General features: G+C 71.5%; 25 protein-coding genes. 13 read left to right on the forward strand and 12 right to left on the reverse strand.

The window, feature by feature from the left end; genetic code table 11:
* Positions 1-34 precede the first annotated feature (34 nt).
* Positions 35-1,228 carry a sensor histidine kinase gene (locus ABEG17_RS08460; RefSeq protein WP_406832836.1) on the reverse strand — a complete coding sequence of 398 codons (1,194 nt, stop codon included), beginning with the start codon at positions 1,226-1,228 and terminating at the stop codon, positions 35-37.
* A 448-nt stretch (positions 1,229-1,676) separates the two neighbouring features.
* Between ABEG17_RS08460 and ABEG17_RS08465 the strand changes: the two genes are divergently transcribed.
* The 3 genes from ABEG17_RS08465 to ABEG17_RS08475 all read left to right on the forward strand — a co-directional run bounded on the left by ABEG17_RS08465 (position 1,677) and on the right by ABEG17_RS08475 (position 5,076).
* Positions 1,677-2,639 carry an SHOCT domain-containing protein gene (locus tag ABEG17_RS08465; protein ID WP_406832837.1) on the forward strand — a complete coding sequence of 321 codons (963 nt, stop codon included), beginning with the start codon at positions 1,677-1,679 and terminating at the stop codon, positions 2,637-2,639.
* An 809-nt stretch (positions 2,640-3,448) separates the two neighbouring features.
* Positions 3,449-4,102 carry a hypothetical protein gene (locus ABEG17_RS08470; protein WP_406832838.1) on the forward strand — a complete coding sequence of 218 codons (654 nt, stop codon included), beginning with the start codon at positions 3,449-3,451 and terminating at the stop codon, positions 4,100-4,102.
* A 239-nt stretch (positions 4,103-4,341) separates the two neighbouring features.
* Positions 4,342-5,076 (forward strand): hypothetical protein, encoded by a 735-nt coding sequence (locus ABEG17_RS08475; RefSeq protein WP_406832839.1) that lies wholly within the window; start codon positions 4,342-4,344, stop codon positions 5,074-5,076.
* 67 nt (positions 5,077-5,143) lie between these two features.
* Here the strand turns inward: ABEG17_RS08475 and ABEG17_RS08480 are convergent, their stop codons facing one another.
* The 5 genes from ABEG17_RS08480 to ABEG17_RS08500 form a co-directional block, all read right to left on the reverse strand.
* Positions 5,144-5,710 (reverse strand): DUF2510 domain-containing protein, encoded by a 567-nt coding sequence (locus tag ABEG17_RS08480; protein WP_406832840.1) that lies wholly within the window; start codon positions 5,708-5,710, stop codon positions 5,144-5,146.
* Between the two features lie 138 nt (positions 5,711-5,848).
* The gene (locus tag ABEG17_RS08485) at positions 5,849-6,445 is read right to left on the reverse strand and encodes a hypothetical protein (protein WP_406832842.1); all 597 of its coding nucleotides are present in this window, start codon (positions 6,443-6,445) and stop codon (positions 5,849-5,851) included.
* An 897-nt stretch (positions 6,446-7,342) separates the two neighbouring features.
* Complete coding sequence (locus ABEG17_RS08490; RefSeq protein WP_406832843.1) at positions 7,343-7,852, reverse strand: hypothetical protein; 510 nt, start codon at positions 7,850-7,852, stop codon at positions 7,343-7,345.
* 424 nt (positions 7,853-8,276) lie between these two features.
* A complete protein-coding gene (locus ABEG17_RS08495; RefSeq protein WP_406832844.1) occupies positions 8,277-8,708 on the reverse strand; it encodes a DUF1810 domain-containing protein in 432 nt (143 codons plus the stop codon).
* Between the two features lie 167 nt (positions 8,709-8,875).
* Positions 8,876-9,739, reverse strand: coding sequence for an aldo/keto reductase (locus ABEG17_RS08500; RefSeq protein ID WP_406832845.1), 864 nt, complete (start codon positions 9,737-9,739; stop codon positions 8,876-8,878).
* A 133-nt stretch (positions 9,740-9,872) separates the two neighbouring features.
* Between ABEG17_RS08500 and ABEG17_RS08505 the strand changes: the two genes are divergently transcribed.
* Positions 9,873-10,139, forward strand: coding sequence for a DUF3072 domain-containing protein (locus ABEG17_RS08505; RefSeq protein ID WP_406832846.1), 267 nt, complete (start codon positions 9,873-9,875; stop codon positions 10,137-10,139).
* 130 nt (positions 10,140-10,269) lie between these two features.
* Positions 10,270-10,833 (forward strand): NYN domain-containing protein, encoded by a 564-nt coding sequence (locus ABEG17_RS08510; protein WP_406832847.1) that lies wholly within the window; start codon positions 10,270-10,272, stop codon positions 10,831-10,833.
* Between the two features lie 63 nt (positions 10,834-10,896).
* On the opposite strand, the gene ABEG17_RS08515 is transcribed toward ABEG17_RS08510, so the two are convergent.
* Positions 10,897-11,400 (reverse strand): hypothetical protein, encoded by a 504-nt coding sequence (locus tag ABEG17_RS08515; RefSeq protein ID WP_406832848.1) that lies wholly within the window; start codon positions 11,398-11,400, stop codon positions 10,897-10,899.
* A 337-nt stretch (positions 11,401-11,737) separates the two neighbouring features.
* Here ABEG17_RS08515 and ABEG17_RS08520 point away from each other — a divergent pair, with 337 nt between their 5' ends.
* The 3 genes from ABEG17_RS08520 (at position 11,738) to ABEG17_RS08530 (ending at position 17,630) form a co-directional block, all read left to right on the forward strand.
* A complete protein-coding gene (locus tag ABEG17_RS08520; RefSeq protein ID WP_406832849.1) occupies positions 11,738-12,448 on the forward strand; it encodes a hypothetical protein in 711 nt (236 codons plus the stop codon).
* Between the two features lie 233 nt (positions 12,449-12,681).
* A complete protein-coding gene (locus ABEG17_RS08525; protein WP_406832850.1) occupies positions 12,682-14,097 on the forward strand; it encodes an FAD-binding oxidoreductase in 1,416 nt (471 codons plus the stop codon).
* A 170-nt stretch (positions 14,098-14,267) separates the two neighbouring features.
* On the forward strand, positions 14,268-17,630 hold the full coding sequence (locus tag ABEG17_RS08530) for a BTAD domain-containing putative transcriptional regulator (RefSeq protein WP_406832851.1): 3,363 nt from the start codon (positions 14,268-14,270) through the stop codon (positions 17,628-17,630).
* Positions 17,631-17,668: 38 nt separating this feature from the next.
* On the opposite strand, the gene ABEG17_RS08535 is transcribed toward ABEG17_RS08530, so the two are convergent.
* From ABEG17_RS08535 to soxR, 3 genes are all read right to left on the reverse strand, one after another.
* Positions 17,669-18,406, reverse strand: a complete 738-nt coding sequence (locus ABEG17_RS08535; RefSeq protein WP_406832852.1) for a hemerythrin domain-containing protein — start codon at positions 18,404-18,406, stop codon at positions 17,669-17,671.
* Between the two features lie 101 nt (positions 18,407-18,507).
* The gene (locus ABEG17_RS08540) at positions 18,508-19,239 is read right to left on the reverse strand and encodes an endonuclease/exonuclease/phosphatase family protein (protein ID WP_406832853.1); all 732 of its coding nucleotides are present in this window, start codon (positions 19,237-19,239) and stop codon (positions 18,508-18,510) included.
* Positions 19,240-19,254: 15 nt separating this feature from the next.
* Positions 19,255-19,722, reverse strand: a complete 468-nt coding sequence (gene soxR / locus ABEG17_RS08545) for a redox-sensitive transcriptional activator SoxR (protein ID WP_406832854.1) — start codon at positions 19,720-19,722, stop codon at positions 19,255-19,257.
* A gap of 176 nt (positions 19,723-19,898) precedes the next feature.
* On the opposite strand from soxR, the gene ABEG17_RS08550 reads away from it, so the two are divergent.
* Both ABEG17_RS08550 and ABEG17_RS08555 read left to right on the forward strand, forming a co-directional pair.
* Complete coding sequence (locus tag ABEG17_RS08550) at positions 19,899-21,347, forward strand: MDR family MFS transporter (protein WP_406833164.1); 1,449 nt, start codon at positions 19,899-19,901, stop codon at positions 21,345-21,347.
* 120 nt (positions 21,348-21,467) lie between these two features.
* Positions 21,468-21,971, forward strand: a complete 504-nt coding sequence (locus ABEG17_RS08555; protein ID WP_406832855.1) for a DinB family protein — start codon at positions 21,468-21,470, stop codon at positions 21,969-21,971.
* Between the two features lie 9 nt (positions 21,972-21,980).
* On the opposite strand, the gene ABEG17_RS08560 is transcribed toward ABEG17_RS08555, so the two are convergent.
* Positions 21,981-22,757, reverse strand: a complete 777-nt coding sequence (locus ABEG17_RS08560; RefSeq protein WP_406832856.1) for a fructosamine kinase family protein — start codon at positions 22,755-22,757, stop codon at positions 21,981-21,983.
* 127 nt (positions 22,758-22,884) lie between these two features.
* Between ABEG17_RS08560 and ABEG17_RS08565 the strand changes: the two genes are divergently transcribed.
* From ABEG17_RS08565 to ABEG17_RS08575, 3 genes are all read left to right on the forward strand, one after another.
* The gene (locus tag ABEG17_RS08565) at positions 22,885-24,090 is read left to right on the forward strand and encodes an endonuclease (protein ID WP_406832857.1); all 1,206 of its coding nucleotides are present in this window, start codon (positions 22,885-22,887) and stop codon (positions 24,088-24,090) included.
* Between the two features lie 151 nt (positions 24,091-24,241).
* Positions 24,242-25,090: a GAF and ANTAR domain-containing protein gene (locus ABEG17_RS08570; protein ID WP_406832859.1), complete on the forward strand. Its 849-nt coding sequence runs from the start codon at positions 24,242-24,244 to the stop codon at positions 25,088-25,090.
* Positions 25,091-25,173: 83 nt separating this feature from the next.
* On the forward strand, positions 25,174-26,010 hold the full coding sequence (locus ABEG17_RS08575) for a DsbA family protein (protein ID WP_406832860.1): 837 nt from the start codon (positions 25,174-25,176) through the stop codon (positions 26,008-26,010).
* Between the two features lie 118 nt (positions 26,011-26,128).
* On the opposite strand, the gene ABEG17_RS08580 is transcribed toward ABEG17_RS08575, so the two are convergent.
* Entirely contained in the window at positions 26,129-26,893 is a 765-nt protein-coding gene (locus ABEG17_RS08580; RefSeq protein WP_406832861.1) for a maleylpyruvate isomerase N-terminal domain-containing protein, read from the reverse strand.
* Positions 26,894-26,942 lie beyond the last annotated feature (49 nt).

The following is a 26,942-nucleotide window of genomic DNA, read 5'->3' on the forward strand; positions in this document are numbered from 1 at the left end:
GGGTTTCCCCGGGGTGACACACTCACCAGGGCCATCAGCCCGGCCCCCTGCCGCGCCGCTGCGCGCCGTGGCCCTCGACCGCTCCCGGCCGCTCCGTGGACAGGGTGACCGTGGTGCCCGCACCGGGAGACGTTGCGACCCTGACACCAATCCCGGCTTCGGCGGCGGCAGCCCTCACCTGCCGCGCGAGGCCGTACCCGGGCGGGGTCAGCACGGGATCGAACCCGACCCCGTCGTCCCGGACGCTGACCTCCCAGTCGGACCCATCCGGTGCAGAGTCGGCGTGGATGGTGCAGTTGTAGGCGTGGGCGTGCGCACGCACGTTGTGCAGCAGCGTGGACACCGCTCCCGCGACGGCCCGGCGGACCGCAGGGGTGAGGCGGACGTGCTCGACGAGGTCCACGTTCACGGTGGGGGACAAATCGGGGAACTGTGCCGCGGTGGTGCGCAGCACCTCCGCCAACGTTTCGGGCAGCGCCGCATCGACGGCGGGGGTGGATGCCAGGAACGAGGACACTGTCGCAGCCGCGGCGACCGCCTGCAGGCGCAGGGCAGCCTGCAGCTGGGTGTCGCCGGCGTTGGCCCCGATCATCGACAGGAGCGAGGCGTGGTCGTGCAGCATCCGGCGGTGGCGTTCCATCTCCGCTTCGGCACCGGCTCGTGCGGCCATGTCGCGGGCTGTGTCAGCCGCCCGACTCAGGCGCCGCAGGTACCCGGCCGAGGCGCCGCCGATCAGGGCGAACGCGACGTAGCCCAAGCAGTTCGTCAGCGCTGTCCACTGCTGCCCCAGCCCGGCTGCACCGTGGAGGGTGCCCCACAGGTATGTCACCCACAGCGCCGTGGTTGCCGCCGACGCCTGCCATACGGGCAGCATCATCCCGGCGACCATCGCGCAGCTGAGCGTGACCGGGTACCCCCATGCGTCCCACACGTTCAACCGGTGTCCGGGCATCGCGATGAGGGTCTGCCCGGCCAGCAGGACGACGCCGAACGCGACGTCGCACCAAACGACCTTCGCCGAGCGCAGGTCGGCCCGGTGCAGTCCCAGGCTGATCACGGTCACGCTTTCGAGGACGAACGCGGCGGCCAGAACGACGTCCAGGGCCGGGCGGGGTGAACCGGCAATGAGACCGCCCAAGGCCAGCGCGAGCTGGATCAGGTTCACCAGGCGCAGGCCGGTGAACGCGCGGACCAGGGCGAGCTCGACACCTTGACTGGTGGTCTCCAACGGTTGGCCCAGCGCGCTCGAACGCAGTTGAGCCCAGTGCAGGGACCGCCGCGCGCTCGCCCTTGCGGTCCTGTTCACATCGGCGCGAGCGCGCGCAGTGCCGCACCGGCCGTGACCATGGCATGTCGACGCACCCTCATGAAAGGCCCCCTGCTGCCTGCCCGGGCCCAGCCCTGGGCCCCAGATCAGTGTGTACGTCACCGGGCGATCAGCCGTCAACCCTCAGTGGCTGTAGCGAGACAGCCCGCGCATCCGTGCATCTTGGCGACTGACCGACCCCGTTGATCGTGGGCCGCGTCCAGCCGACCGGCGCAGCGACCAGGCACTTTCAGTGGACTTGTCACCGATTCGTACACCCAGCCGGCCGGGTCGTCCCTACCGTGGTCGGGCCAGCCACCCAGCCAGAGATGAGGAACTCGTGCGTGACATCGCTGTAGAGGTAGCCCACGTGACCGGCAGACGTCCCAGCGCCACGTTGGCGACCATGCTCGACGGCTGGCTGCTGCCCCGCGAGGTCATCATGTCCGGGGTGGTCGGCAACGAAGGACTGGACCGCCTGTTCGTGCTCCTGACCCCGCTGCAGATTCTGATCTTGCGCGAGGGTCGCGCTTGCCGCGTCTCCTCGCTCGCGTTTGCCGAGTGGACCGGGTGGCAGCTGTACCCCGCGTGGTCCGGTCCGACGTTCGTCTTGGGCACGCACCACGGACTCGTCGAGCTGCGGTCGGTCGACGCGACCCACGCCCAGCAGTTCGTGTACGCGACCGAGCACCACGTGGCCAGCGCACTAGCCCCCAGCGGCCTGTACGCTCCGGCAGCTTGGATCGGTCAGGCGCTCGACGCCCTCGTGACCGCCGTCCTTACCGCGCGCGGCGCTGGTCCCGCCCAAGAGTTTGAGATCGGGACCTTGGTCGCGGCGCAGTCGCGCGACATGCTCGCGGCAGCGGTCCGCACCGCAGGGTCCCTGACCTTGGAGATGGCATGGTCGTTGTTCGCACTCGGCGAGATGGCCGGGGCCCCACCCGCGCTGGGTGGGCCCGGCAACACCGTTCGTGACCTGTTGGCGACCTGGGCCGCGCCGTTCGTTCCGGCCGAGTGCGAGCTGTTCACCGTCGGCTCCCCAGCAGGGCGAGCGGACGTGGCTCGCGCAGCTGAGGAGGTTGTGCGGGTCTTCTCCGCGGGCGTCCCTGTCCAGGACCGCGGCGCGGTTTCCGTGTTCGCGAACCTGACCCAGCAGCTGCACGACCTGGCTACCCCGGTGCGGCAGCTGGCTGCCCCAGCCGTCATCGACGCTTCGGGCGAAGGGGGCGTGCTGGCCCAGCTCGAGCGCCTGGCGACGTTGCATGCCACCGGCGCCCTAACCGATGAGGAGTTCGTCAGCCTCAAGCACCAGCTGCTCGCCACGAGTGGCTGAGGGCTTCACCGGTGACGGGAGTTTCAGTGACTGTGGCACCTTTGGGTCGTTGTCAGTGTGCGCTTGGGTGAGAGTCGTGTGGTTCTGGTCCCGTCCTCGCGAAGCTGATCCGAGGAGGGCTTTCGAGTTGGCCATACGGGGATGTGGCGGCACAGCAGAACCACGACGACTGCGTCTCCGTGGTGCTGAACCAGTCGGCGTGGACGAAACCCGCCAGGCCTTGCGAGCCAAGACGATCAGCAGGGCGCACGTCTGCGCGCCGACTGGCGCCCCGACCTCGACCCGGAATGCGGGACGACCCCTGTTGGGTGCAGTCAACTTGGGAGGACTGCCCGGTATGTAGTTGATTCAGACGAAGTTTCACCGTTCGGCTGCGTGTCACCCAACGGCCGGGGTAGAACTCCTTCGGGCGGAGGCCGGTATCCCCGCAGTGTGCGTACGGAGGTTGGGGACATGCATCGAAGCGACGTGCCCGTCGAGGTCACCGAGGCGTGGTCGTGACCACGTGCCCGGCATGCTCGCAACAACTGCCCGCTACGGCGCGGTTCTGCGGCCGCTGCGGGACGGCCCTGGCCGTCCCCAGCGATACGCCTGCCAGCAGCTCGGTCCCCACGCCTGACGACGCGTTGGCCGCTGCGTCTGAGCACACGGACGTGCTCATCAGCCCGACCGAGGCGATTCCTACCCCCGCGAACTCGAGCATCCCCACCCCGAGGGGTGCTGCGGCAGTGCCCAGCGAAGCGGCTGCTGCACCCGCGCCGGCTGCATTGGCCCCCATCGCACCAGCCGCCGGTGTCCCAGCTGGTCCGATGATCCCGGGGCCTCCCACGGGGCCAGCCTTCGCCGGCCCGGTCCCACCCCCGCTGGGAGCTCCGCGCCCGCCGGCCGCACCGCCAGCGGGCCGCAGCCGGACCGGCCTCATCCTCGCCATCGTCGTGGGCGTCTTCCTCCTGGTCGTCGTCACGGGGGCCGCCTTCGTGGTCTTCCTCGGTCACAGGCTGAACAACACCTTTGACCAAGCAAGTTCCAACCTGAACTCCAGCCAGCAGGCGCCCGTCCCGGGCGGCGCCGCCCAGGCCCCGTACACGCCACAGGACACCCCCAGCGACTCGGTGACGCCAGACACCCCGACCGACGCGCCCAGTGACACCGTCGCGCCGCTGGTCGTGCCCAGCGGGGGGAAGCTGTGCGACAGCTCGCCGACCGGCGGCCCGTACGCCACCGCCGCAACCGGCAACGACCACACCAGCTGCGAGTTCGCCGGCGCAGTCCGCGACGAGTACGAGTCCCTCGGCGGTGACGGGTCGAGCATGACGCTGACCGCGCACAGCCCTGTCACGGACAAGGACTACGACATGACCTGCACCGCGTCCGCGGGAACCATCGGCAGCGGCCCGGTCACCTGCACCGGAGGCAACGACGCCGTCGTCCTGCTCGGCACCACCGCCGGGCCAGTGAGCTGACCGCGAACCAGCCCTGGCGCCCCGCCCGGGCCGCCGCCCTTCTGACCGTGCTCGCAGCCGCGACCCTGTCAGGGTGCGCTGCCAGCGCCGGCGCGACCGACCTGCCCGTGACCACGGGTGCCGCAGCGACGCGCCACCCGCCCGCGGCACACACCCCGCCGCCCGCCATCCCAGCCACGACGAAAGCGGCCGGTGCCGCCTCAGTCAGGCCGGCGCAGGGGGTTGTCGACCCCAGTTGGGTGACCTCGCTGCGCCACGCCCACACCGCCCGACCTCCAGCGATTGCAGGCGAGTACGGCATCGCGGTCGTCGGCGGGGCCCCCGGTTCGCGGGTCGTGCTCACCCTCGGCACGTGGAAGACCGGTCCGGCTTGGTCGACCATCAAAGTTCCGCTCGTCGAAGCGGTACTCCGCAGCACAGGCGGCACCGCCACGACCGCGGACATGCGCCAGGCCCTGACCGTGTCCGACAACGCCGCAGCGAGCCGGCTGTGGCAAACGCTGGGGTCGGGGACGAAGGCGGCCGGTCGTGTCGATGCCGTCCTGGCCGCGCACGAGAACCAGAACGTGCGCACCCAGCCGTTCGTGACCCGTGCCGGTTTCTCGGCCGAGGGTCAGACCCAGTGGACCCTCGGCGACCAGGCCACGTTCGCCGCGGCGCTGCCGTGCGCGCATGACCCCGCTGACGGGCCGGTTTTGGACCTGCTCGGCCACATCGACCCCAGCCAGCAGTGGGGTGCGGGCCGATGGCCCGGCGCCCGGTTCAAGGGAGGGTGGGGCCCCTCGCCGACCGGGGCCTACGTCGCCCGGCAGCTGGCCCTGCTGCCCCATGCCGGCGGCTGGACCGCGGTCGCGCTCGCAGCGGTCGCACGGGACGGGTCGTTCGTCTCGGCGACCCAAGCGCTTGACGACCTCGAGCGGTGGCTCGCCACGCACACCGCAGAACTCCCCTTGGCCAGCTGCGACAAGCAGTGACCGCTACGCGCTGAGCTGGGCCGCTTGCCGGGGCCAAACGTTGCCGATAGGTCCGCGCAGCGTCCGTTCAGACCGGTTGGCCGTACCCGGCCGCATCCAGCTGGCGGGTGGGGGAGGTGAACGCGCCCTCGTTCTTGAGGATCTGGTCGCGCACGAACAGGTCGAACCCGACCAGCGCCAAACCGATGAACCCACCAAGGAACAGGTTGACGACGGCGATGACGACGTACCCGCCGACCGGGCGGAACCGGGCCGGGATGGACGGGTTCCGCATCGCGATGTCCTTGGCGGTGCTGATGCGCGACCAGCCGGCGATCAGGTTCCACACGCCGGCAATGATGCCGAAGATGCTCAGGACCTGCAGCGCGCCCAGGATCATCCACCCGACCCCCGACCAGCGCGAGTACTCACTGACCCGGCGGATGAACAGCTCATCGGGATTCGCCTGCTGCCACGACGTCGACGCCACAGGCTGCGCTGGTGTGGTCGGGTACGGGTTCGTGTGTCCGGTCCAGGCGCGCCCATCCCAGTACCTCAGCGTGGGCGTTCCGTACGGGTCGGCGTACCAACCGGCACCTGGCGCCGGCGTGGCGCCGGCGGTCGACTGTGGTGCGGGGGTGCTGTCGATGCTCACCGGCTGGCTCCTTGGTCACGATCTGATTGGCGCAACGTAGTGCAGGCACGGGACAGCACGCGGCGTCTTTACACATTTCCCGCGCAGCCCCTCAGCGCCGGGTTCCCCCAGCGGCGTGCGGCTACTGGTTGCGCCCGTCTAGTTGCCGATCCGCAGGCAGGCGCCCACCGCGCTGTTGAACATTTCATCGGACAGGGTGTCGCCGAACTGGTTCTGCACCACCGAGACGCAGTCGTCGTAGTTCTGCTGCGCCGCCACGTCCGCATAGCTCTGGATTCGGACGAACGGAGACCACGTGAGCAAGCCGACGAGCACAGCACCCGCGCCAAGGACTGCGACGAGTCCGACGAGCAGGGCCGACCCGGAGTCCAGCTGCGGAGCCTGCGGGTGCAGGAATGCGTGCAGGTCGGCACGCAGCTGGGGGTGCAGCGCCAACGCAAGGGCGAGGCCGACGGCGGCAGAACCCACCACGTTCAGAGGCGTAAGCGGCGACCACGACAGGGACCACGGCGACCACCCATACGAGCTCAAGATGACCGGGTACACGGCGAACCAAGCGACGACGTGGACGCCGACGGCGGTGCCAAGGACGGCCCCAACCGACTGCGGAGTAAGCCGGCCGTATTTGGCCGTGAACACCGCGCACGCGAGCGCGCCGGGAATCAGCCACACCAGGGTCGGCCCTGCGACCAGAAGTGACAGCGCGCGCAGGAACAGGAGCGCACCGAACGACATCAGGACTGTCCGCCAAAGCGGCCACGGTGTTCCAGCAGTCACCCAGGCGGGGTCCGGCCACGTCAGGCCGGCCGGGGCGGGCGGGGCACTGGGCCCGTTCGGGTACGGGGCGCCGGTCGGGGCCGGCTGCGTCAACACGGGCGTGGTGGGCGGCGCCGGTGAGGCCGGCGCAACCGGTGGTGGCATTGCCGCGGTTGTCGTGGGCAGGGGCAGTCGTTCCCCACAGGTGGTGCAGAACACGGACCCGGACTCGACCGGGTGACCATTCGGGCACACCGCTGCTGCGGCGACGGGATTCTGCTGCCACTGGGATGTGTCAGTCATCGCGGGGGTCCTCGCCTCGCAGGGGTATGGCGTGAACACGCCGCGCGAGAACGTACCCACTCGGCGGGACACCGGGCGGGCAAACCGGGCAAGACGACCCCTTCAGTTGAGGGGCACGCGTCCCCCACGCGCCAGCCGGCCAGCCAGAGCGCCAACTCACACCCGTCGGCCCGGTCGGCCGTGTTGCTCGAGCAGATGCGGCTCGGCGCCGGCATCCCCGCGCGGATCAGTCGCTGGCTGGCTGGAGTGCGCTGGCAACGTCCGCGGCCGGATCATGAAGGCGGCCGGAGTCACCGCTGCCTTGGACGCCGTCTCGGACATCGCGACGTTGCCGAAGCAGGTGTCAGAGACCTGCGACTGACCCGAGGCTGCGCCGGTCGCCTAAAACCCTCAGGGTTTGACGCGCCGCGCGCACCGGGCATCCGAGTGTAGGCAGACAGTCCCCGCACTGACCTCGTGTCAGTGCGGGGACTGCGGCGTGAGGTGCACCCACTTGTGTGCGGCGCTCGGACGCGCTGAGGGGCATGTTTCATGGGCGCCGCACAGAGTGGTCTCACGCGTTCGCCGCTGCTCCTAGCCTTCAGAGATCGCCAGGGCGGCGCCGCCCGGAAGTCGCAGCAAGGCCGTGCCGTCCGAGTTCACCGTCAGCGTGTAGCCACCGAGCTGGACGACGCCATGCGTTGCCGGGGACGGGTCAAGGAGCGTGTCAGCACCGGGCAGGTCCCGCAACTGGCGGGTGGTCTGCGGGTTGCGCTGGGCTGGGGCCGGGGAGGGGCCGCCGACCAGGTAGGCCAGCCGCGGGTCGTCTGACAGGTCGAACGTGGACCGGTTGACGTTGCGCGTCTTGCCCGCAGGGGCGGCAAGCGAGTGGTTTGCCCCTGTGACACGCCAGGCGCCGACCACGACACCTTCGTGAACGGCGACGAGGATGGACACTGCGTCGGCCTTGTGGGCGTCCATCGCCCAGGAGCCGTGCGAGACGTCCTCCCAGGTGCTGTCGCCGGAGTGGACCTCGGCAGCGCGCTGCTTCGGCCAGACGATGAGGACGAGGTCCCCCGCGGAATACTTCGTGTTAGTGGTCATGGAAGTGAAGGTATTCGACTGCTCTAAGTATGTCAAGGATATTTACATGTATCCGCCGAGTGGCTGGCATCATCCGCTTTAAGGGTCCCGAGGGTTGGTCCGAGTCACGCCTGGCGCGTCACGGGGGATGATCGCGACGAGTGTCCGGCCTCGACCGTACCGTGCGGGCATGACCACGAAACGAGTTCAGCGCCGACGCGGACCGAAGCCGGCCCGACCGGTCGACCTGCGTGCACTCCTAGGGGAGCCCGACACCGTCCGCGGGTCCGCGGACGACGAGAGCGTGCTTCATGGAGGGGAAACCCCCACGTCTGCGCCGTCAAATCCCCCCTCGCGCACGCACAAACGAAGGACCCCCGGGTATGTCGGGGGTCCTTCGTCGTTGTCCGGCCGTCGTTGTCCGGCCGTCGTTGTGCGGCTGTGGTCAGCCCAGGCGCACCAGGGTCTGGGGGTCGGGTGACCCGCCGAAGTACTGGTCCAGCACGGCCTGGAAGATCCCGCGGTCCTCGTCGTGCTCGGCCGCGTGGACGAACAACGTCATCGACGACCGGAGCTTCTGCGCATCGATGCCGCCGAGCACGGCCACCGGGTCGGAGCCGGGGCGCTCGGTCAGGGCGAGGGCGCACTCGAGCAGCCGTGGGCCGAGCACGGGGTGCGCGAGGTAGTCGCGCGCTTCGGCGACCCCGCCGAGCGCATACAGCTGTGCCATCTCGCTGCGCCCGAGTCCGGCGACCTGGGGGAAGACGAACCACATCCAGTGGCTGGTCTTGCGCCCGGCGCGCAGCTCCTCGAGGGCGCGGTCGTAGGTGCCGCCCGAGTCCTGGGCGGTGGTGAAGCGGCTGAGGTCGGAGGACATCGACCCATCGTGCCGCGCGGATCCGGATGGCGCCTGCTCACCTCGGGCGGGCGCCATACCCACGCCTGACCCCCGAGTCTTTGAGCGCCTGACCCTGCCATCACCGGGTCAGGCGCTCAAAGGCTCTCCGAACGCCGAGGATCAGGCGTCGGGGTCAGACGCCGGGGTCAGGCGTCGGCGTCCAGCGCCTTCAGCTCGTCGTCGCTCAGCTCGAGGTCCGCCGCCTTGACCGAGTCCTCGATCGACGTGGGCCGGGACGCACCCGGGATCGGGATGACGACGTCGGCGAGCGAGAGCTCCCAGGCCAGGGCGACCTGCTGCGGGCTCACGTCGTGGGCCTTGGCGACCTCGGCGAACGCGGAGTGGTTGGACCCGAGCTCCGAGGCGTCCGAGATGCCACCGAGGGGGCTCCACGGCAGGAATGCGATCCCGAGCTTGGCGCAGTGCTCGAGCTCTCCCCGGCTGGACAGGAACTTCGGCGAGAACTGGTTCTGCACCGACACCAGTCGACCACCGAGGATCTCCTGGCTGAGGTCGATCTGCTCGACGGTGGCGTTGGAGATGCCGGCGCGGACGATGACGCCCTCGTCGAGCAGGTCCCTGATGGCGCCGACCGACTCGGCGTAGTCGACCTCGGGGTCGGGGCGGTGGAACTGGTAGAGCCCGATCGCGTCGACGCCGAGACGTCGGGCCGACTCCTTCACCGCCTGCTTGAGGTACTCCGGGCGCCCGTTGAGCGTCCACGACCCGTCGCCGGGGCGCAGGTGGCCGCCCTTGGTGGCGACGAGGACCGAGGACGTGTCGCCGCCCCAGGACTTCAGGGCCTTGGCGATGAGCGACTCGTTGTGGCCGACCTCGTCGGCGTCGCGGTGGTAGGCGTCAGCGGTGTCGATGAGGGTCACGCCGGCCTCGAGCGCGGCGTGGATGGTGCTGATCGAACGCTCCTCGTCGGGACGGCCCTCGATGGACATGGGCATGCCGCCGAGTCCGATCGCGCTGACCTGGATGTCGCCGAGTGTGCGCTGCTGCATGGGGGTCCTTCCGTGGGTGGGGGGTGCCCTGGGGGGGCCTCCCAACGCTAGGTCGGTATGCGGCGTGGTGCCCACTCGAGCGGACGTGGTCGTCCGGGGTGCGCCCCGTGCGGGGCGCACGTATGTTCGAACCATGAGCACCCACGAGAACCAGACGACGACCGACGAGCCGGAGATGCTCGGGGCCACCGAGCCGACCGGCGACCCCGCCCTGGAGAAGGACCCGGCCGACTGGGTCAGCGGTGACGACCCGATGACGGAGAGCCAGAAGAGCTACCTCGACACCTTGGCGCGGCAGGCCGGCGAGGAGCTGCCCGCCACCCTCAACAAGGCCGAGGCGTCCCAGCACATCGACCGGCTGCGGACCGCGCTCGGTGGAGACGACGGTGGCCAGCACTAGGTCTCGACGCGCGATGGTGGACCAGGGTCCTCCGCGGACCCAGGACCCACCACGCGAGGAGGGGTCGGGGCCACGCGAGGAGGGGGCAGGTCCCGGCGCGCAGGAGACTCCACGGCATACAGTCACGTCCATGGTCGAAGACGCGCAGCGGACGACGTACGTGCTGGTGGACGGTGAGAACATCGACGCCACCCTCGGCACCTCCATCCTGTCGCGCCGCCCGCAGCCGGACGAGCGGCCGCGCTGGGACCGCCTGCTCAACTTCGCCGAGGAGGAGTGGGACCAGCCGGTCAAGGGCCTGTTCTTCCTGGCGGCGAACGGCGACCTGCCGATGGGGTTCATCCAGGCGCTGCTGGCGATGGGGTACCGCCCGGTCCCGCTGTCGGGTCGACCGCACGAGAAGGTCGTCGACATCGCCATCCAGCGCACGATCGACGCGCTCGCTGCCAGGTCGGCCGACGTCATGCTCGTCAGCCACGACAGCGACTTCGTGCCGCAGATGGGTCACCTGTGCGACGGCCGCAAGGTCGGGCTGGTGGGCTTCCTGGAGTTCCGCAGCAAGGCGTTCGTCGAGCTCGAGTCGCGGGGCCTGGAGTTCTTCGACCTCGAGTACGACGTCGACGCCTTCACCGCGCGGCTGCCGCGCGTCCGCGTGATCCCGATCGACGAGTTCGACCCCGCCGAGTTCATCTGAGGCCCGGCGCCCCGACCGGTGTGCCGGTCCCCCGGAGCAAGAATGGGCCGGGGGTATGGCGCGTCAGAGGCGTCCGGTGATGATCCACTCGCAGGCGCGGTGCACGGCCTCCCACGGGTCGGTGCCAAGGGTGCTGCTGAAACGCGGGACCCGCGCCTGTGGGTCGGTGAACAGAGCCGTCCACGCGTGCCCGCGCGCGCCGACGCTGATCGTCGCGTGCCGGGCGAGGGTGCAGGACGCGATCTCCACCTTCATCTGGCCGCCGGTGCCCATCTCGCGGCTGATGGTGAAGGCGTGGCCGTCCACGATGTCGGTGCACCGGGCAGCCTCGGCGGCGCGGGCGCGAGCCCGGTGGTACTCCGCCTGGGTGACGTTGCCGAACGACAGGGCGAGCGCAGATCGGGCCGCGGTCACGCCCGACACGGTGCGCGCGCGCCCGGCGTCCTCGCGAGCCGCCTCGCACGCCATCCACGTCCGGGTGACGTCGGCGTCCAGCTCCTCGCGCCGAGCGGGTGCGGCGTGCGCGACGTACCAGGCGTTGTCGTAGAGGCGTTCGATGACCGTCATGGCGAGGCCTTCCTCCACCGAGATGGTGGTGTTGCGGGCCGGGCGGACATGGGTCCGGTCCGGCAGGCTCCATCGTCACGGCGTCGGGACCCGGACGGATCCGTCGGGCAGGGGCGGACGTCCTCCACCACACGGCGTAGTCGCGGGTGCGTCGTCTGCAGTTTGCGTTCGGAGGCCTGTGGGAGCGCCTGTCCGGCCCACGCCGTGAGCACGTCCGGCGCCTCCAGAACGAGCCGTTCGGCAATCTGCCAAAGGGGTCTGGCGCGCCGCGCGACCGGGGCGCATAGTGAAGGGAAACCGCGGGGCCGGCCCGCCGGTGTGTCGTTCTGGAGGCGCCATGAAGGCCACCCAGTCAGCTGAGTTCGTTCCCGACGTCGTGCCGGTGCTCTCCTCGGGAAAGCATCGCAACCCTCGCAAGGGGGCGTGCTTCATGGAGATGGCCAGCTACCTCGCCGGCGAGAAGTGGAGCGACCACCCTGCGTGCACCCACCCGCTGCTGGCCTCCTTGGCGCGGCTGGTCAACGACTCGCTGAACGACCAGGACAGGCCCCGGATCGTGGGCCTGGTCCCCGACGTCGTCGGCATCACCGGCACGGCGCTGGACATGGATCTGGCCATCGCCATGCGGCCGGCCGCGGCCGCCCTGCCGGTGGCCCCGGCCGTCCGTCAGAACGTCCTCGCGGTGGGGCTGCTGACCTCGCGCCGGCTGGCCAAGGACCTCGCGCCCGAGCACCCCGGCCGGTTCGACGACCTCATCGCGCTCGCGGACGCCGCGCTCGCGGCAGCGCCCGAGGCGCACCGGTGGGCTGTGCGCTTCGGCAAGGACGGTCAGGTCAGCGAGCGGACCTTCCGCCGCCAGACGGCACCGCACCTCGTCGCGTTCTCCGTGGAGGGCATCTCGGTGGCCTGCGTCGACGACGTCCCCGCGAGGCTGGTCGCCCTGCTCTCCTCCACGATCCGCGACGCGGCCAGCCGGGTGGACCGCTCCGCCCCCGCCGCGCCGGTCCCGACCAGCCGCCTGGAGCGCGTGCGGTCCCTGGTCCGCTGACCCGACCAACTCATCAACCGGTAGCCACACTGGCTCGCTGACGCATCCGCCGGCAGCCCGTTGACGCGACCACCGACGGCCGGCTCACCCGACCGCCGACTGGCCAGGTTGGCCTGCCGTTCGCGCCCAGCTGTGGTCGGCGACGCATACCCCTAGTCGTCCCCAAGTGGTGCTCAAGCGCTCCGTCGCACGCTTCTCCGCACAGACACCAGCGGAACCAAGGAGCACGCACCATGACCATCGACACCACCCTCAGCGACCTGCGCTCGGCCTCCCTGCGAGGCCTCTGCAGCGGGGCGGTCCACCTCCCCGGTGATCCCGGCTACGACGCGGCGCGACTGCCCTGGAACGTGGCGCTCGACCAGCGCCCCGCCGCGGTCGCGGTGCCGCGCACGGTGGCTGAGGTCCAGGAGGTCGTCCGGGCCGCCGTGGCGGCAGACCTGCGGATCGCGCCCCAGAGCACCGGCCACAATGCCGGCCCCCTGGTCGCCCAGGGACTCGACGACGTCATCGTCCTGAAGACCTCGGCGATGACCGGCGTCCACATCGACCCGCAGCGCCGGGTCGCCCGGGTGGAGGGCGGCGCCCTGTGGCTGCACGCCACCGAGCCCGTCGGCGACCACGGGTTGGCCGCCCTGCACGGCAGCTCCCCCGACGTCGGCATCGCCGGCTACTCCCTCGGCGGCGGCATCGGGTGGTACGCCCGCAAGCTCGGCCTCGCCACCAACAGCCTGCTCGCCGTCGAGCTCGTGACCGCGGACGGTCAGCACGTGCGGGCCGACGCCACGCAGAACCCCGAGCTGTTCTGGGCCCTGCGAGGAGGTGGCGGCAGCTTCGGGGTGGTCACGGCCCTGGAGTTCCGCCTCTACGACATCCCGACCGCGTATGCGGGGATGCTCGTCTGGGACGCCGCCCAGGCGGAGCCCGTCCTGCGACGGTGGGTCGAGTGGTCCGCCGGGGCGCCGGACGAGGTGACGACGGCGTTCCGGCTGCTCAAACTGCCGCCGCTGCCCGAGATCCCTGCGCCGCTTCGGGGTCGTCGGGTCGTCGTGGTCGATGGTGCGGTCCTCGCCCCGGACGCGCAGTCCCGTGCCGTCCTCGCGGACCTTCGGGCCCTCGCTCCGGAGATCGACACCTTCGACCGGGTGCCTTCGCGCAGCCTGGTCCGGCTCCACATGGACCCCGAGGGACCGACCCCGGCGGTGTCCGACTCGACGATGCTCACAGGGTTGCCGGATGCCGGGATCGACGCCTTGCTGGCGGAGGCCGGCCCGGGGTCGACGTCCTCGCTGCTCGCGACCGAGCTGCGACAGCTGGGCGGTGCACTCGGGCGGGACCACGAGGGCGGTGGCGCGCTCAAGCGGCTCGACGGTGCGTTCCTCGCCTTCGGCGTGGCCATAGCCGCCACCCCGGAGATGGCGGCCCGGGGTGAGCAGGACGCCCGCCGCCTGACCCAGGCCCTGTCCCCGTGGGCCAACGGCCGCAGCTACCTCAACTTCGCGGAGACCTCCGTCGACCCCCGCTCGGGGTACGACGAGCGGGCGTGGTTGCAGCTCAAGGGAATTCGTTCGGCGGTCGACCCGCATGGAGTGTTCGTCGGCAACCACCGGATCCCGCGCCTGGTGGAGAACCTCCGCGTGACGGACTGACCCGCCGCCCGACACGACCCAGCCACAGGGGTCGGTATGGCGCCGGCCCCCTCGGGCGGGCGCCATACCTGCGTGCGGTCCTGGACCGGGCGGAGGGACCCAGATCGAGGGTGGCGCGCTGCGCAGAAAGGCCGAGTGGCCGTCGGTCGGCCGGCCCTATCCTCGGTCGGATGAACGTGGGTGTCCTCGGCGCAGCCGAAGCTCGCCTCGGTGACCGGCCCGTCGACCTCGGGACGCGCAAGCAGCGCGCCCTGGTCGCGGCCCTGGCCATGAACCACGGACGGCCCGTGTCCGTGGACGCGATCGTCGACCTGCTGTGGCCCGATGGTGCGCCGCCGGGGGTGAACGGCACCCTGCAGGCGTATGTCGCAGGGCTGCGCCGGTCGTTGGAGCCCGAGCGCGCGGCCCGGGCACCGTCGACGGTGCTCGTGACGGTGGCCCCGGGGTACGCGCTGCGGGTGGGCGACGACGACCTCGATGCGCGGCGGTTCGACCGCGCCGTGAGCCGCGCGCACCGCCGGCTCGGTCAGGTGGACCGGGTGCAGGACGGCCGCGGGCTCACCACCGAGGAGCTGACCGAGGTCGTCACCGAGCTGGACGCGGCCCTGGCCGAGTGGCGCGGGCAGCCCTACCTCGACCTCGAGGACGCCCCGTCGGCCGTCGCCGAGCGGGCTCGGCTCGAGGAGCTGCGGCTCGTGGCCCTGGAGGACCGAGCCGTGGCCGCCCTCGAGCTCGGGCAGCACGGCACCGTCGCCGGGGAGCTCGAGGCGCTGACCACCGCCCACCCGCTGCGGGAGAGGCTGTGGGCGCTGCGTGCCCTGGCACTGACCCGGTCCGGTCGTCAGGCCGAGGCGTTGGACGCCCTGCGCGAGGTCAGGGAGGTGCTCGGTGACGAGCTGGGTCTGGAGCCCGGCGTCGAGCTGCGTGACCTTCAAGCAGCCATCCTCCGTCAGGACCCGGGCCTGGACTGGCGACCCCCGGGTGGCCTGCCGGCAGCACCCGCACCACTGGCCCACGGGCCCGGGTCGGGACGGTCGTCGGTGCGGCTGGGCCAGATCGAGTCCGTCGTACCCAGCCTGCCGCCGTGGCCGATGGTGGGTCGCGACGCCCCGCTCGCGGCCGTGCTAGAGCAGCTGGCGCGGGCCGACTCCGGGACGTCGGCGTTCGTGGCCCTCGTGGGGGAGCCGGGGATCGGCAAGAGCCGGATGGCGGCCGAGCTGGCGTCCCGTGCAGGCGAGCAGGGCGCCGCCGTCCTGCTGGGACGGTGTTCGCAGGATGACGGGGCACCACCGCTGTGGCCGTGGCAGCAGGTGCTGCGCGGGATGGGACGGGACCTCCCGGAGCTGCCCGACGACGGTAGCGCACCGTTCGGGGTCTGGCAGGAGCTGGTGGACGACGTCGCCGGCGTCGCCCAGGGGCGCACCCTCGTCGTCGTCCTCGACGACCTGCACTGGGCCGACATCGCCTCCCTGCGGGTCCTGCGCCTGCTCGTCGAGAGTGCCGCCGACGCCCGGCTCCTGGTGGTCTGCACCTGGCGCGACCGCCCCGAACCCACCGGAGCCCTCGCCGACGTGGCCGAGGCCCTGGCCCGGCGACATGCGCTGCGGGTCGACCTGCACGGGCTGAGCGAGCAGGAGGCGACCGCCGTGGTGGAGACGGTCGCCGGGGCGGTCCCCACCTCGGCGCAGGCGCACGAGCTGGCCCGGCGCACCGACGGCAACCCCTTCTTCCTCGTCGAGTACGCGCGCCTGGCCAAGGAGGGCGGCGGCCTCGGTGGTCTCTCGGGCGAGCTGCACCCGCCGGCAGCGGTCCACGACGTCCTCGTGCGCCGCCTGCAACGACTCCCGGACGACTCGATCACCGCCCTGCGCTGGGCAGCGGTGCTGGGTCGGCAGTTCGACCTGCGGACGCTGTCCGACGTGTCGGGGCTCGACGAGGACGACCTGCTCGACCGGCTCGACCCCGCCCTGGAGTCCGGACTGCTGCGCGAGGACGGGATCGAGCGCTACCTCTTCGGCCACGCGTTGGTCCGCGACACCATCTACGGCTCGCTATCGGCCACCCGCCGGGCGCGTGCCCACGCTCGGGTCGCGGGCGCGCTCCAGGGCCAGTCCGGGCGCGAGACCGAGCTCGCCCGTCACTGGCTGGCTGCCGGACCCTCGTATGCCGCCCGCGCCTGGCTCGCTGCAGTGTCCGCGGCCGCCGTGGCCCGGCGCCTGCACGCCTACGACGAGGCCGCCCAGCTGCTCGTCTCGGCGCTGACGACCCTGCCCCAGGACCCCGACAGCACGCTGCACGAGCGTTATGACGTCCTGTGCGACCTCGCCGACGCCCGGCGGTGGTCGGGCGACTGGTCCGGGCTGGTGGAGGCGGCGGAGGAGGCCATCGCGGTCGCGCAGGAGATGGGTGACGTGGAGCTGCTCGGCCGGGCCGCGACCATGACCGCCGTGGGGGCCCTGTGGCAGTCGGGACCGCACGGCACCGTCAACGAGACGGTGGTGGCGGCCCTGCGCCACGCGCTGGCTGCCCTGCCCGAGGCGGACAGTCCGCTGCGGTGCCGCGTCATGCTCAGCCTCGCCCTGGAGATCTACTACGGCACGGGTCACGACGAACGTTCCGCGCTGGTGGACGAGGGGCTGGCGATGGCCGCGCGCATCGGCGACCCCGAGCTCAGCCTCGACGGCTTCCAGCTCGCCTTCGTCGCGCTCTGGTGCTCCCGCACGGCCCCGCAACGGCTGCGGTGGGTGAGCGAGGCCATGCGGCTCGCGCACCAGCTCGGTGACGAGCGCGCCTACGTCGTCACCACGACCCTCCGAGCGGTGGTCTCGGGGGAGCTCGGGCTGCCGAGCGAGATGTGGGAGCACGCCGCCGTGGCGCGGGACGCGGCAGGGCGGCAACGACTGCCCTACGGGATCATCGTGCTCGACAGCATGGAGCTCCCGTGGCTGGCCATGGCGGGGAAGTTCGAGGAGTGCGAGGAGCGGATGGTCAACATCCGGCTGCTCGACCAGCGGATGTCCCTGCACCAGACCGACGACGCGACCCTGGGCGCGCTCATGGCGATGCGGCTCTGGCAGGGCCGAGCCGGCGAGATGGCCGAGATGCTGCAGGCCGCGCAGGCCGGCAGCGGCCTGCCCCTGGCGGCGGTGGTGGTGATGTACATGCTGCGTGGCGGTCGGGAGGACCTCGCGAGGGAGTATGCCGCGAGGCACCCCATCGACCTCGGCCCCGAGGACTGGTTCTCCATGCTCACGTGGTGCAGCGCAGCGGAGGTCTCGTTGCAGCTGGGTGACCGAGACCTGGCGACCCGCGCCTACGCCCGACTCGCGCCCTTCGAGGGGTACTCCTGCTGTGCCGGGTCGGGCCTCGCGCTCGGCCCGGTCGACGGGTACCTCGCCCAGGCGGCCGCAGCCGGCGGGGAGCTGGACGTCGCCCGCAGGCACGCCGACGCTGCCCTCGAGCTGTGTGAGGAGTGGCAGGTCCCGCTGGCCGCGCAGTGGCTGCGCGACCAGCGGGACCGCTTCGGCTTCTGAGACCGGAGGGAGCCGCGGCCCGGCCCGGATGCCTCCGCTCAGGAGCGGACGAGGTAGGCGAAGGCGACCGCCTCGCGCCGGGCGAAGCCACGCCGGGTCAGCAGCCACATGGCGTGGTGGGCCCGACCCGTCACGCCGAACGTGCTGCGCCGCAACGGTGCCGGCACGCCGTGCATCGCCCAGGGGACCACGGCCAGGACATCTGCCAGGCGCAGGCCTGACCGGAAGTGCTCCTCCTCCAGCTGCTCCCACTCCTCACCCGTCATCACCTGCTGGATGATGGCGATGGCCTCGGTCTCCTCGTGCTCCAGGTGGCGCCCGAGGCTGGCCTTGGCGGCGGTGAGCCTGATCGCCAGGGCCGACCTGGCGTCGTCGTCAGCGTGCTGCGCCAGCCGCTCGAAACCTGCTGCGCACGAGGCAAGGATCGGGTCGATCTCGGCGTGCTCGGCCTCCATCGCCTCGAGCGTGACCCGCCCGGCGTCGTCGGTGCGCTCGAGCAGCAGGGGCCACAGGCCCGCGTCCTCGCCCGAGTGGTGGTGGTGCAACGCCGAGGCGAAGAGCTCCCAGCGCGAGGCCAGTGCGCGCCAGGTCGTCCGGGCCTCGACGGGGGTGGCCGTGGCGGCTGCCGCGAACGCGGCGAGGTCGCGGCGGAACGCGTGGTGCATCACGTACATCATCGTCATGTCGACCGGGCCCGGGTGGGCTGCCGTCTGCCCCGGGAACCGTGGCTGCTCGGGCCAGGTGGTCATGGTGGATCGGGTCGTCGTGCTGGTCATGGTCTCGTCCTTCGCTGTGGGTGCTGCTGGTCGGGATCCAGCGTGCGACCAGGCACTTGCACACCACTTGGGACGGACTTGGGGTGGCCCCTTGGTGGCCCCTATGAGGGTGGGACCGGTACCTCCACCTGCACCAGCAGGGCGGCGTGGTCCGACGCCGGTGAGGGCAGGACCCGGGCGCCGAGGGGGCGCACGCCACCGCCGACCCACACGTAGTCGATCCGCCGCGGCGGCAGCTCGGCGTCGAACGTGTGCCCCTCGCCCTCCCCGACGCGGGCCCAGGAGTCGTCGAGCCGGGTGGCGAGGTGCTCGTACGTCGCGGAGCCCGGTGTGGTGTTCAGGTCACCGAGCAGGAGGGTCGGCCGATCGTCGAGGGTGGCCGTGACCGCCCGGGCCTGGGCGAGGCGCTCGTCCTCCCGGTCCCACTGCAGGTGGGTGCCGAGGACCCGCAGCGACGCTCCGCCGAGCTCGACGCTCGCCTCGAGCAGCCCGCGCTGCTCGCTGCCGGGGAAGCGCGGCAGCAACGTCGTCGACACGTCGACCAGCGGGCGGGTGCTGAGCAGGGCCGTGCCGTACTGCGCGCGCCCCGCGCCCGGGTGGGCGGGCTCGTCGTCCAGGCACGCGGCATACGCGAGGTGCATCCCGAGCCGGTCGGCGAGCTGGCCCGGCTGGTCGGCGAAGGCGCTGCGCGCGCGGCGGTGCCGGTCGACCTCCTGGAGGGCGACGAGCTCGGCGCCGCTGCCGGCGATGACGGCGGCGATGCGGTCGAGGTCCAGGACGTCGTCGATCCCCACGCCGCTGTGGATGTTGTAGGTGAGGACGGGCAGGTGCACGGTGCCAGCCTGCCGTCAGTGGGGCGGGCGGCGCAGCAGGGCGGGCAGGTATGCCGCCCCGGGCGCGTCCTGCGTGGCTGCCGCCTTGTCGGCGGGGTTGGAGATGCTGCACTGCTTGAGCGACAGGCACCCGCAGCCGATGCAGGAGTCGAGCTTGTCGCGCAACGCCTCGAGGGCCTCGAGCTGCTCGTCGAGACGGGAGCGCCAGTGGCCGGAGATGCGGTGCCAGTCGGACTTGGTGGGGGTGCGGTTGGACGGCAGCCCGGCCAGCTCGGTGCGGATCTCCTCCAGCGACAGGCCGACGTTGCTGGCCGCGCGGATGAAGGCCAGGCGGCGCAGGACGCTGCGCGCGTACCGGCGCTGGCCGCCGGAGGTACGGGATGCGACGAGAAGTCCCTGCTTCTCGTAGTACCGCAGGGCCGACGCCGCGAACCCGCTGCGCTGCGCCACCTCCGACACCGTGAGCTCGTCGGTCGACTCCATCGGCCCTGCCCTTCCTGAAGTTGACTTCAAGTCCCAGTCTCGTCAGGCGGGCGTCCCGGGGCAACCACCCGGAATACGCGGGCGTCAGGGGAGGGTTGTCACCGTTCGTGACCCAAACCACGACGAAGAGCAGTGTCGGCCTGCGCAGCGAACGCGGCCCCGTGCTGCTCGCGGTGATGATGTGTACCGCGCTGGTGGCCATCGACTCCACGATCCTGGCAGCGGCGGTGCCTGCGGTGGTCAGCGACCTCGGTGGCTTCTCGCAGTTCCCGTGGCTGTTCTCGATCTACCTGCTGGCGCAGGCGGTCTCGGTCCCGATCTACGGCAAGCTCGCCGACGGCATCGGCCGCAAGCCCGTCATGCTCATCGGTATCGCGCTGTTCCTCGCCGGTTCGATCCTGTGTGGCGTGGCGTGGTCGATGCCGCTGCTCATCGCGGCCCGTGTCATCCAGGGCCTCGGCGCCGGGTCGGTCCTGCCGATGTCGATCACGATCATCGGCGACATCTACTCGGTCGAGGAGCGCGCCCGCGTCCAGGGGTTCATCGCCAGCGTCTGGGGCGTCGCCGCGATCGTCGGGCCGACGCTCGGTGGCGTGTTCTCGGAGTACGTCTCCTGGCGCTGGATCTTCTTCGTCAACCTGCCGATCGGGGCGCTGGCCACGGTGCTGCTGGTGCGCGGGTTCCACGAGCGGATCGAGCGGGTCCGCCACGCCATCGACTGGGCGGGCGCGATCCTGCTGACGACCGGCGTCTCCCTCCTCATCCTCGCGCTGCTCGAGGGCGGGCACTCGTGGGGCTGGCTCTCCCCCGCCGGCATCGGGATCGTCGTCGCCTCCGTGGTGCTGCTCGTCGCGTTCGTCCTCGTCGAGCGCCGGGCGGCCGAGCCCATCCTGCCGCTGTGGGTGTTCACCCGTCGGGTGCTGATCGGCGCCAACCTCGCCTCCCTCGTCATCGGCGCGGTCCTCATCGGCCTGACGTCCTACATCCCCACCTTCGCCCAGGGCGTGCTCGGGTACGGCGCGCTGCTCTCCGGTCTCGCGCTCGGCGCCATGACCATCGGCTGGCCGATCGCGGCGGCGAGCGCAGGGAAGATCTACATGCGGTTCGGGTTCCGCAACACCTCGATCCTCGGGGTCGTCTTCGTCGTCCTCGGCAGCGCGCTGCTGCTGCTCGTCGACGAGCAGACCAGCCTGTGGGCGATCGCCGCCTACACGTTCGTCGTCGGGGTGGGCCTGGGCTTCGCCTCGGTCCCCACGCTGGTCGCCGTGCAGTCGTCGGTCGACTGGGACCGCCGGGGGGTCGTCACCGCGACCAACCTCTTCTTCCGCTCGCTCGGCAGCGCCGTGGGGGTCGCCGTCTTCGGCGCGATCGCCAACGCCACCCTGGCCCGGGACTTCAGGACTCCCCCGGCCGGTGCGACGGGCACGCTGCCCAAGACCGCGGACGACGCCGCGGTCGTCCTCGGCCACCAGTCGGGTGTCAGCACCACGGTCCGCGATTTCGTCCGCGAGTCCCTGACTGGCGCCACCCACCAGGTGTTCATCGGCGTCGTGGTCCTTGCCGCGACGATGATCGTCGCCGTCCTCGTCATGCCCCGCCGGACCCAGCCGCTCGCCTTCGACTGACGGCCCTCCGCAAAACGCTGGTTGCGCGGCATACCTCGGGTTGTTTTCCCGCCGTATGCCGCGCAACCAGCGTCTTGCTGGGTCGAGCGGGGGTCGGACGGCGGACGTAGGGTCGAGGACATGACTCCTGCCGAGCTTCTCGTGGACGGCTTCACCCGGATCCAGGAAGGCGTGCACGCCGCGGTCGACGGCCTGACCGCCGACCAGCTGGCGCACCAGCCGGCCGAACGCGCCAACTCGGTCGGATGGCTCATCTGGCACCTCACCCGGGTGCAGGACGACCACGTCGCCGACGCCGCCGGGTTCGACCAGGTGTGGACCAGCGGCGGCTTCGAGCAGGACTTCGGCCTGCCCTTCGAGGCGAGCGAGACCGGGTATGGCGCGACGCCCCAGGAGGTCGCCCAGGTGCGCGGCCTGTCCGCCGAGCAGCTCACCGGCTACCTCGACGCGGTGCACGCCCAGACGGTCCGGTGGGTCAAGGGACTTGCCCCCGAGGACCTCGACCGGGTCGTCGACGAGCGCTGGGACCCGCCGGTCACGCTCGGCGTCCGGCTCGTCAGCGTCGTCAACGACGACCAGCAGCACGTCGGCCAGGCCGCGTACGTCCGCGGCCTGCTCCTCTGACGCCGCTGCTCAGCGGTAGCGCTTGGCGAGCTCGACGGCGCGGTGGGCGTAGTCCCCGCCGAACAGCACCGCGTGCACCATGAGCGGGTGCAGCTGGTGCAGCGCCACCCGCTGCGGCCACTCGGCGTCGAGCCGGTGCTGCCCGAGGTAGCCGCCGATGACGAAGTCCCAGTGCGGGCAGCCGAACAGCGCCAGCATCGCCAGGTCGGTCTCCCGGTGGCCACCGTGGGCGGCGGGGTCGATGAGCACCGCACCGTCGCGGGTCCAGGCGATGTTGCCCGACCACAGGTCTCCGTGGATCCGCGCCGGCGCCGACCCGTCGTCGAACTCGCCCCGCGCCACCCGACGCGCCACCGCCTCGAAGACGGCGACGTCGTGCCGGTGCCACAACCCACGATCGCGACCGAGCTGCAGCATCGCGAGGATCCGCTGCTCGGCCCACAACTCGCCCCACGTCGCAGTGGGGCGCAGCGGCAGCGGCAGCAGCTCGGTCGCCGGCCCGAGGAAGCCGTCCCCCGACCACCCGTAGGGCGGGCTCCCGAACGCCGAGGCCCCTGCGTCGTGGGTCCGGGCCAGCCGCGCCCCGAACTGCTCTGCCATCGACGGGTCCGGGTTGACGAACGACAGCCGCCGCAGGTCGAGGTGGTCCTGCCCGACCTCGACCACCTCGACGACCGGCACCCCGCCCGGGGCCTCGGCCAGCCACGCCAGACCGGCCGCCTCCCAGCGGAAGTAGCCGTCGGGCGCCGAGGCACTGCCCTTGCGGAAGACCGGGTCGGCACTCACCCGGCCATCTTCGCCCACGGACCCCTTGGAGGGGCCCACGCGGCATACCGGAAATTTGCCAAGCCCGGCCCCCTCCCATAGCCGACGTTCGCCCGCCGTATGCCGTGCTGCTGGCAGGTTTCCCCCCATGCCACAGCAGCTCACCATCCGAGTGCGCCCACGCCTTGCACTCGTCGCCGTCCTCCTCCTCGTCGCCTTCGTCGCGACCACGGCCCGCGCCGCCACCGCGGCCACGCCCTTGACCGTCGCCCAGGCGATGGGCACGCAGAACAGCTCGGTGCAGGCGGTCCGCGGGTACGTCGTCGGGGAGCCGGTGGCGACGACGACGGTCAACCGCAGCGGGTTCACCGGCGACCTGGCCGTCGCCCTCGCGGACACCGCGGGCGAGACCAGCACCACGAAGATGGTCTACGTCCAGCTCACCTCGCAGTGGCGCTCGGCCTGGGGGCTGAAGACCAACCCGTCCCTCATGGGCAGGCAGCTCGACGTCACGGGCACGCTGACCGCCTACTTCTCGCACGCGGGCCTGAAGTCGCCGACCGCCATCAGCGCGGTGGGCTCGACGCCGAACCCGACGACGACCAGCCCCACCCCCACGACGACCACGACCAGTCCCAGCCCGACCGGCACGGCGACCGGCCCCTACGACGGCACCTACTACGCCTCCGCGATCGGCAAGACCGGCAGCGCCCTGCGCACCTCGCTGCACTCGATCATCAAGAGCCAGACGGTGCTGACCTACGACCAGGTCTGGAACGCCCTCAAGGACACCGACCAGGACCCGAACAACGCCAACAACGTCATCGAGATCTACTCGGGCCGATCGATCGCCAAGTCCGACAACGGCGGAGGCGTCGACCAGTGGAACCGCGAGCACGTGTGGGCCAAGAGCCACGGCGACTTCGGCACAGCCAACGGCCCGGGCACCGACGTCCACCACCTGCGTCCCGAGGACGTCTCGGTCAACAGCACCCGCGGCAACCTCGACTTCGACAACGGCGGCTCGTCGGTCGCCCAGTGCACCGGCTGCCTGAGCGACGGCGACTCGTTCCAGCCGCGCGACGCGGTCAAGGGTGATGTCGCCCGGATGATCTTCTACATGGCGATCCGCTACGAGGGCGACGACGCGTGGCCGAACCTCGAGCCCAACGAGTCGGTGGGCAACGGCACCGCGCCCAACATCGGCAAGCTCTCGGTCCTCAAGGCCTGGAGCGCGGGCGACCCGCCGGACGCCTTCGAGAAGCGGCGAAACCAGGTCATCTACGACACCTGGCAGCACAACCGCAACCCGTTCATCGACCACCCCGAGTGGGTCAGCTCGATCTGGCCCTGACGGGGCGGACGGCGGGCGGACCGCGAGCGGCTGGCCGGACGGGGCGGACAGCGGGCGGACGGCGTGGGTCAGGCCATGGATATGGCCTGACCTGCGCGTTCGGGGCAGGTAGCGTGTGGGGGATCCCGCAGTACCGTCCCCAGGAGTCCTCATGGCCGACCAGGTCGCCGAGACCACCACAGCGCCCGCCGACCGGGCCAGCGCCGCCGACCAGCTCGCGGCCCCGGTCGTCGTCGACCCGGCCGACGTCGCTGCCGCGGAGGCGCTGCACGAAGACGCTGGTCAGCGAAGCCTCGACGCGGCGGAGCAGATCATGAGCGAGCTGGCCGGCACCCTGGACGGGGTCGACGACCTCACGCCGTTCCTCGAGCGGCTGGTCCAGGCCGTCAACGCCAACATCGACGGCTGTGACGCCGTCGGCGTGACGGTGGTCATCGAGGACCGGCCGCGCACCGCGGCATACACGACCGCAGGCACGCTCGAGATCGATGCCGTCCAGTACGCCGTCGGCGACGGTCCGTGCCTGGACGCGTTCCGCAACGGCCGAGAGAACCTCGTGGACTTCAGTGGCGGCGAGGAGCGCTGGCCCGCGTTCATGGAGGGCTGCGAGCCGGGCCAGGTCCAGTCCCTGCTGGCCCTGCCCTTGGTCTCCGGAGGGCGCCGGTACGGCGCGCTCAACCTGTACGGCAACGAGCTGCACGCCTTCGACCACACCGAGCTCCAGCTGGCCCGCCTCGCGGCCGGCCGGGCGGGGGACGCCCTGGCCGCCGCGGTCACGCTCGCCGGTGCCCGCGAGATCGCCGGTCAGATGGAGCAGGCCATGGCCAGCCGTGCGGTCATCGAGCAGGCCAAGGGGGTCCTCATGGGACGCCACAACATCAACGAGACGGTGGCGTTCGAGCTGCTGCGGCGACAGTCACAGGAGCAGAACCTCAAGCTCCGCCTCCTGGCCGCCCAAATTGTTGGAGAGGTCCGTTCTTCCCGTTCCGAGGCGATGTGAGCTAGTCTGCAGAACACCTGAAGCAACCGGGTTTGGCCGATCGGCCATCCGGTTGTTTTTTTGTTGCCCTGGAAGGGGTGCAGATGAGAGGTCCACACCGCGCCTGTCGCCACGGCGTCACCCGCCACTCGGCTCGCACGAACCGCACGGACAACCTGGCCGCCTGGTGCGGCCCGCACCTGCCCGGGACGCCTTCAGCGCTCCTCCATGGCGACCAGCGCAGCGCCGGATCGGGTCGGGCAGCCGCACCCCGAACGGGACGAGCGGGCAAGAGCTTCGTCCGGGCCGCCGGGTTCACCCCCTCGGACGCGAGCACCCTGCTCGTCTACGTCATGGACGTCTACGACCCGTGGTCCTACGCCTATCTCCCCTCGGTGAGCGCGGTGCTCAGTGCCGCCTGCTCCCTGGTCGACGTGGAGATCGTGCACGCAGGCCGGTATTCGGCGCAGCCCACCAGCGCTCTCGCCGCCAGCGTCACCGAGGTGCGCTCGCGCCGCGCCGCGGACTTCGGTCCGGCGTTCCTCGCCGCCCTCGAGTCCGGGTCGCTGCAGCTCGACGCGGCTGCCGCGGCAGCGGGGATGATCGCCCTGCTCGCCAGCGGGGACATGCCCGTCTCGACGGTCCTGGGCGCGGTGCAGCACGAGTTCTTCGTCAACGGTCAGCCGCTCGAGGCGCCCGGCGTGCTCGGCCGGGTGGCGACCCGGCTCGGTCTGGATGCTCCGGCGATCGAGGTGTTCGCCGCGTCCGAGAGGGCCCGTGAGCTCGCGCTCGAGGACTTCGCCGTGGCCAAGGAGCTGGACATGGACGGCGGCCCGCTGCTGCTGGCCAGTCGTGGCGACCGGTTGTTCGAGTTCGACGGCCTCGGCGCGACGGGCGAGCGGCTCGTCGACCAGTTCCGCACGGTCCTCGCGAAGCCGTAGGCGCAGCAACAGGCGCGGCCCCAGCCGTGTCCGTAGTCGGGGGTTCGACCCGGATGCCCGGTCCGAGGGGGCCGGGCATCCGTCCTGTGCAGGGCGTGCCGCTGACGCGACCGCGGGCTCAGGCGCCGGGATCCCAGGCGATCAGCCGGTCCAGAACAGCGGCGTCCCCCTCGAGGGTGAGGCGGTCGATGGGCACCCGCGCGTAGAACGACAGGACGAGGTCGCTGGCCGAGGCACGGCCGACGAGGTCGGCACCGGCGTGCTCGTCGCTGGGCCAGCGCTCGATGGCAGCCCCCTCGCCGTCGAACTGCATCCGCCAGGCGTGGTCACCCACCACGTAGTCGAGCACCGCGGGCTCGTGCGGCCACGGGAACGTCGTCGCGACACAGGTCACGAGGAACTCGTCGACGCCGTCCAGGGCCACGTCGTCCGGCAACGGCTCGGGGGCGCCGATGGTGAGCTGGGCGTCGTAGGTGTGGACGGCGATCTCCTGCACCTGGTGCCGGGCGACGGCGCGGCAGGTCGACGGCGACTGCGAGTCGGTCCACGGCGCCCAGCAGCGACGGTCGGGGTCCACGTCCGCCAGCGCGTCGAGCAGCGACTGCGAGGCGGCCGCGAGCCAGGCGACGAGCTCGTCGCGGTCCTGCGGCATCTCGGGTGCGCCCTCGGGCGTGGCCTTCCCCGTGGCGTCGGGACCCGCGGCGACGGTCGCGCCCCACGCGAAGCGCCCCATGCCGATGTGGCGGGCGAGGTCACGCAACGTCCAGTCCGGACACGTCGGGACCTGCGCGTCGAGGTCGGGGGCCGCGGCGATCGCTGCCCGGAAGGCCTGCGACCGCTCGTCGATGAGGCGCAGCAGGTCAGGGAATTCCAGAGTCGTCACCCGCGCTGTCTACCACTGAGGGCGTCGCGGCCGACAACGAATTTCCTCG

The sequence above is a fragment of the Pedococcus sp. KACC 23699 genome, assembly GCF_045348425.1.
Classification (GTDB): domain Bacteria; phylum Actinomycetota; class Actinomycetes; order Actinomycetales; family Dermatophilaceae; genus Pedococcus.

Bases quoted from the DNA above. Each gene is read 5' to 3' on its own strand.
- ABEG17_RS08470 (WP_406832838.1), top strand. From the start codon at position 3,449: ATGATCCCGGGGCCTCCCACGGGGCCAGCCTTCGCCGGCCCGGTCCCA.
- ABEG17_RS08485 (WP_406832842.1), bottom strand. From the start codon at position 6,445: ATGTCGTTCGGTGCGCTCCTGTTCCTGCGCGCGCTGTCACTTCTGGTC.
- ABEG17_RS08490 (WP_406832843.1), bottom strand. From the start codon at position 7,852: ATGACCACTAACACGAAGTATTCCGCGGGGGACCTCGTCCTCATCGTC.
- ABEG17_RS08495 (WP_406832844.1), bottom strand. From the start codon at position 8,708: ATGTCCTCCGACCTCAGCCGCTTCACCACCGCCCAGGACTCGGGCGGC.
- ABEG17_RS08500 (WP_406832845.1), bottom strand. From the start codon at position 9,739: ATGCAGCAGCGCACACTCGGCGACATCCAGGTCAGCGCGATCGGACTC.
- ABEG17_RS08505 (WP_406832846.1), top strand. From the start codon at position 9,873: ATGAGCACCCACGAGAACCAGACGACGACCGACGAGCCGGAGATGCTC.
- ABEG17_RS08510 (WP_406832847.1), top strand. From the start codon at position 10,270: ATGGTCGAAGACGCGCAGCGGACGACGTACGTGCTGGTGGACGGTGAG.
- ABEG17_RS08515 (WP_406832848.1), bottom strand. From the start codon at position 11,400: ATGACGGTCATCGAACGCCTCTACGACAACGCCTGGTACGTCGCGCAC.
- ABEG17_RS08520 (WP_406832849.1), top strand. From the start codon at position 11,738: ATGAAGGCCACCCAGTCAGCTGAGTTCGTTCCCGACGTCGTGCCGGTG.
- ABEG17_RS08525 (WP_406832850.1), top strand. From the start codon at position 12,682: ATGACCATCGACACCACCCTCAGCGACCTGCGCTCGGCCTCCCTGCGA.
- ABEG17_RS08530 (WP_406832851.1), top strand. From the start codon at position 14,268: ATGAACGTGGGTGTCCTCGGCGCAGCCGAAGCTCGCCTCGGTGACCGG.
- ABEG17_RS08535 (WP_406832852.1), bottom strand. From the start codon at position 18,406: ATGACCAGCACGACGACCCGATCCACCATGACCACCTGGCCCGAGCAG.
- soxR (WP_406832854.1), bottom strand. From the start codon at position 19,722: ATGGAGTCGACCGACGAGCTCACGGTGTCGGAGGTGGCGCAGCGCAGC.
- ABEG17_RS08550 (WP_406833164.1), top strand. From the start codon at position 19,899: ATGATGTGTACCGCGCTGGTGGCCATCGACTCCACGATCCTGGCAGCG.
- ABEG17_RS08555 (WP_406832855.1), top strand. From the start codon at position 21,468: ATGACTCCTGCCGAGCTTCTCGTGGACGGCTTCACCCGGATCCAGGAA.
- ABEG17_RS08565 (WP_406832857.1), top strand. From the start codon at position 22,885: ATGCCACAGCAGCTCACCATCCGAGTGCGCCCACGCCTTGCACTCGTC.
- ABEG17_RS08570 (WP_406832859.1), top strand. From the start codon at position 24,242: ATGGCCGACCAGGTCGCCGAGACCACCACAGCGCCCGCCGACCGGGCC.
- ABEG17_RS08575 (WP_406832860.1), top strand. From the start codon at position 25,174: ATGAGAGGTCCACACCGCGCCTGTCGCCACGGCGTCACCCGCCACTCG.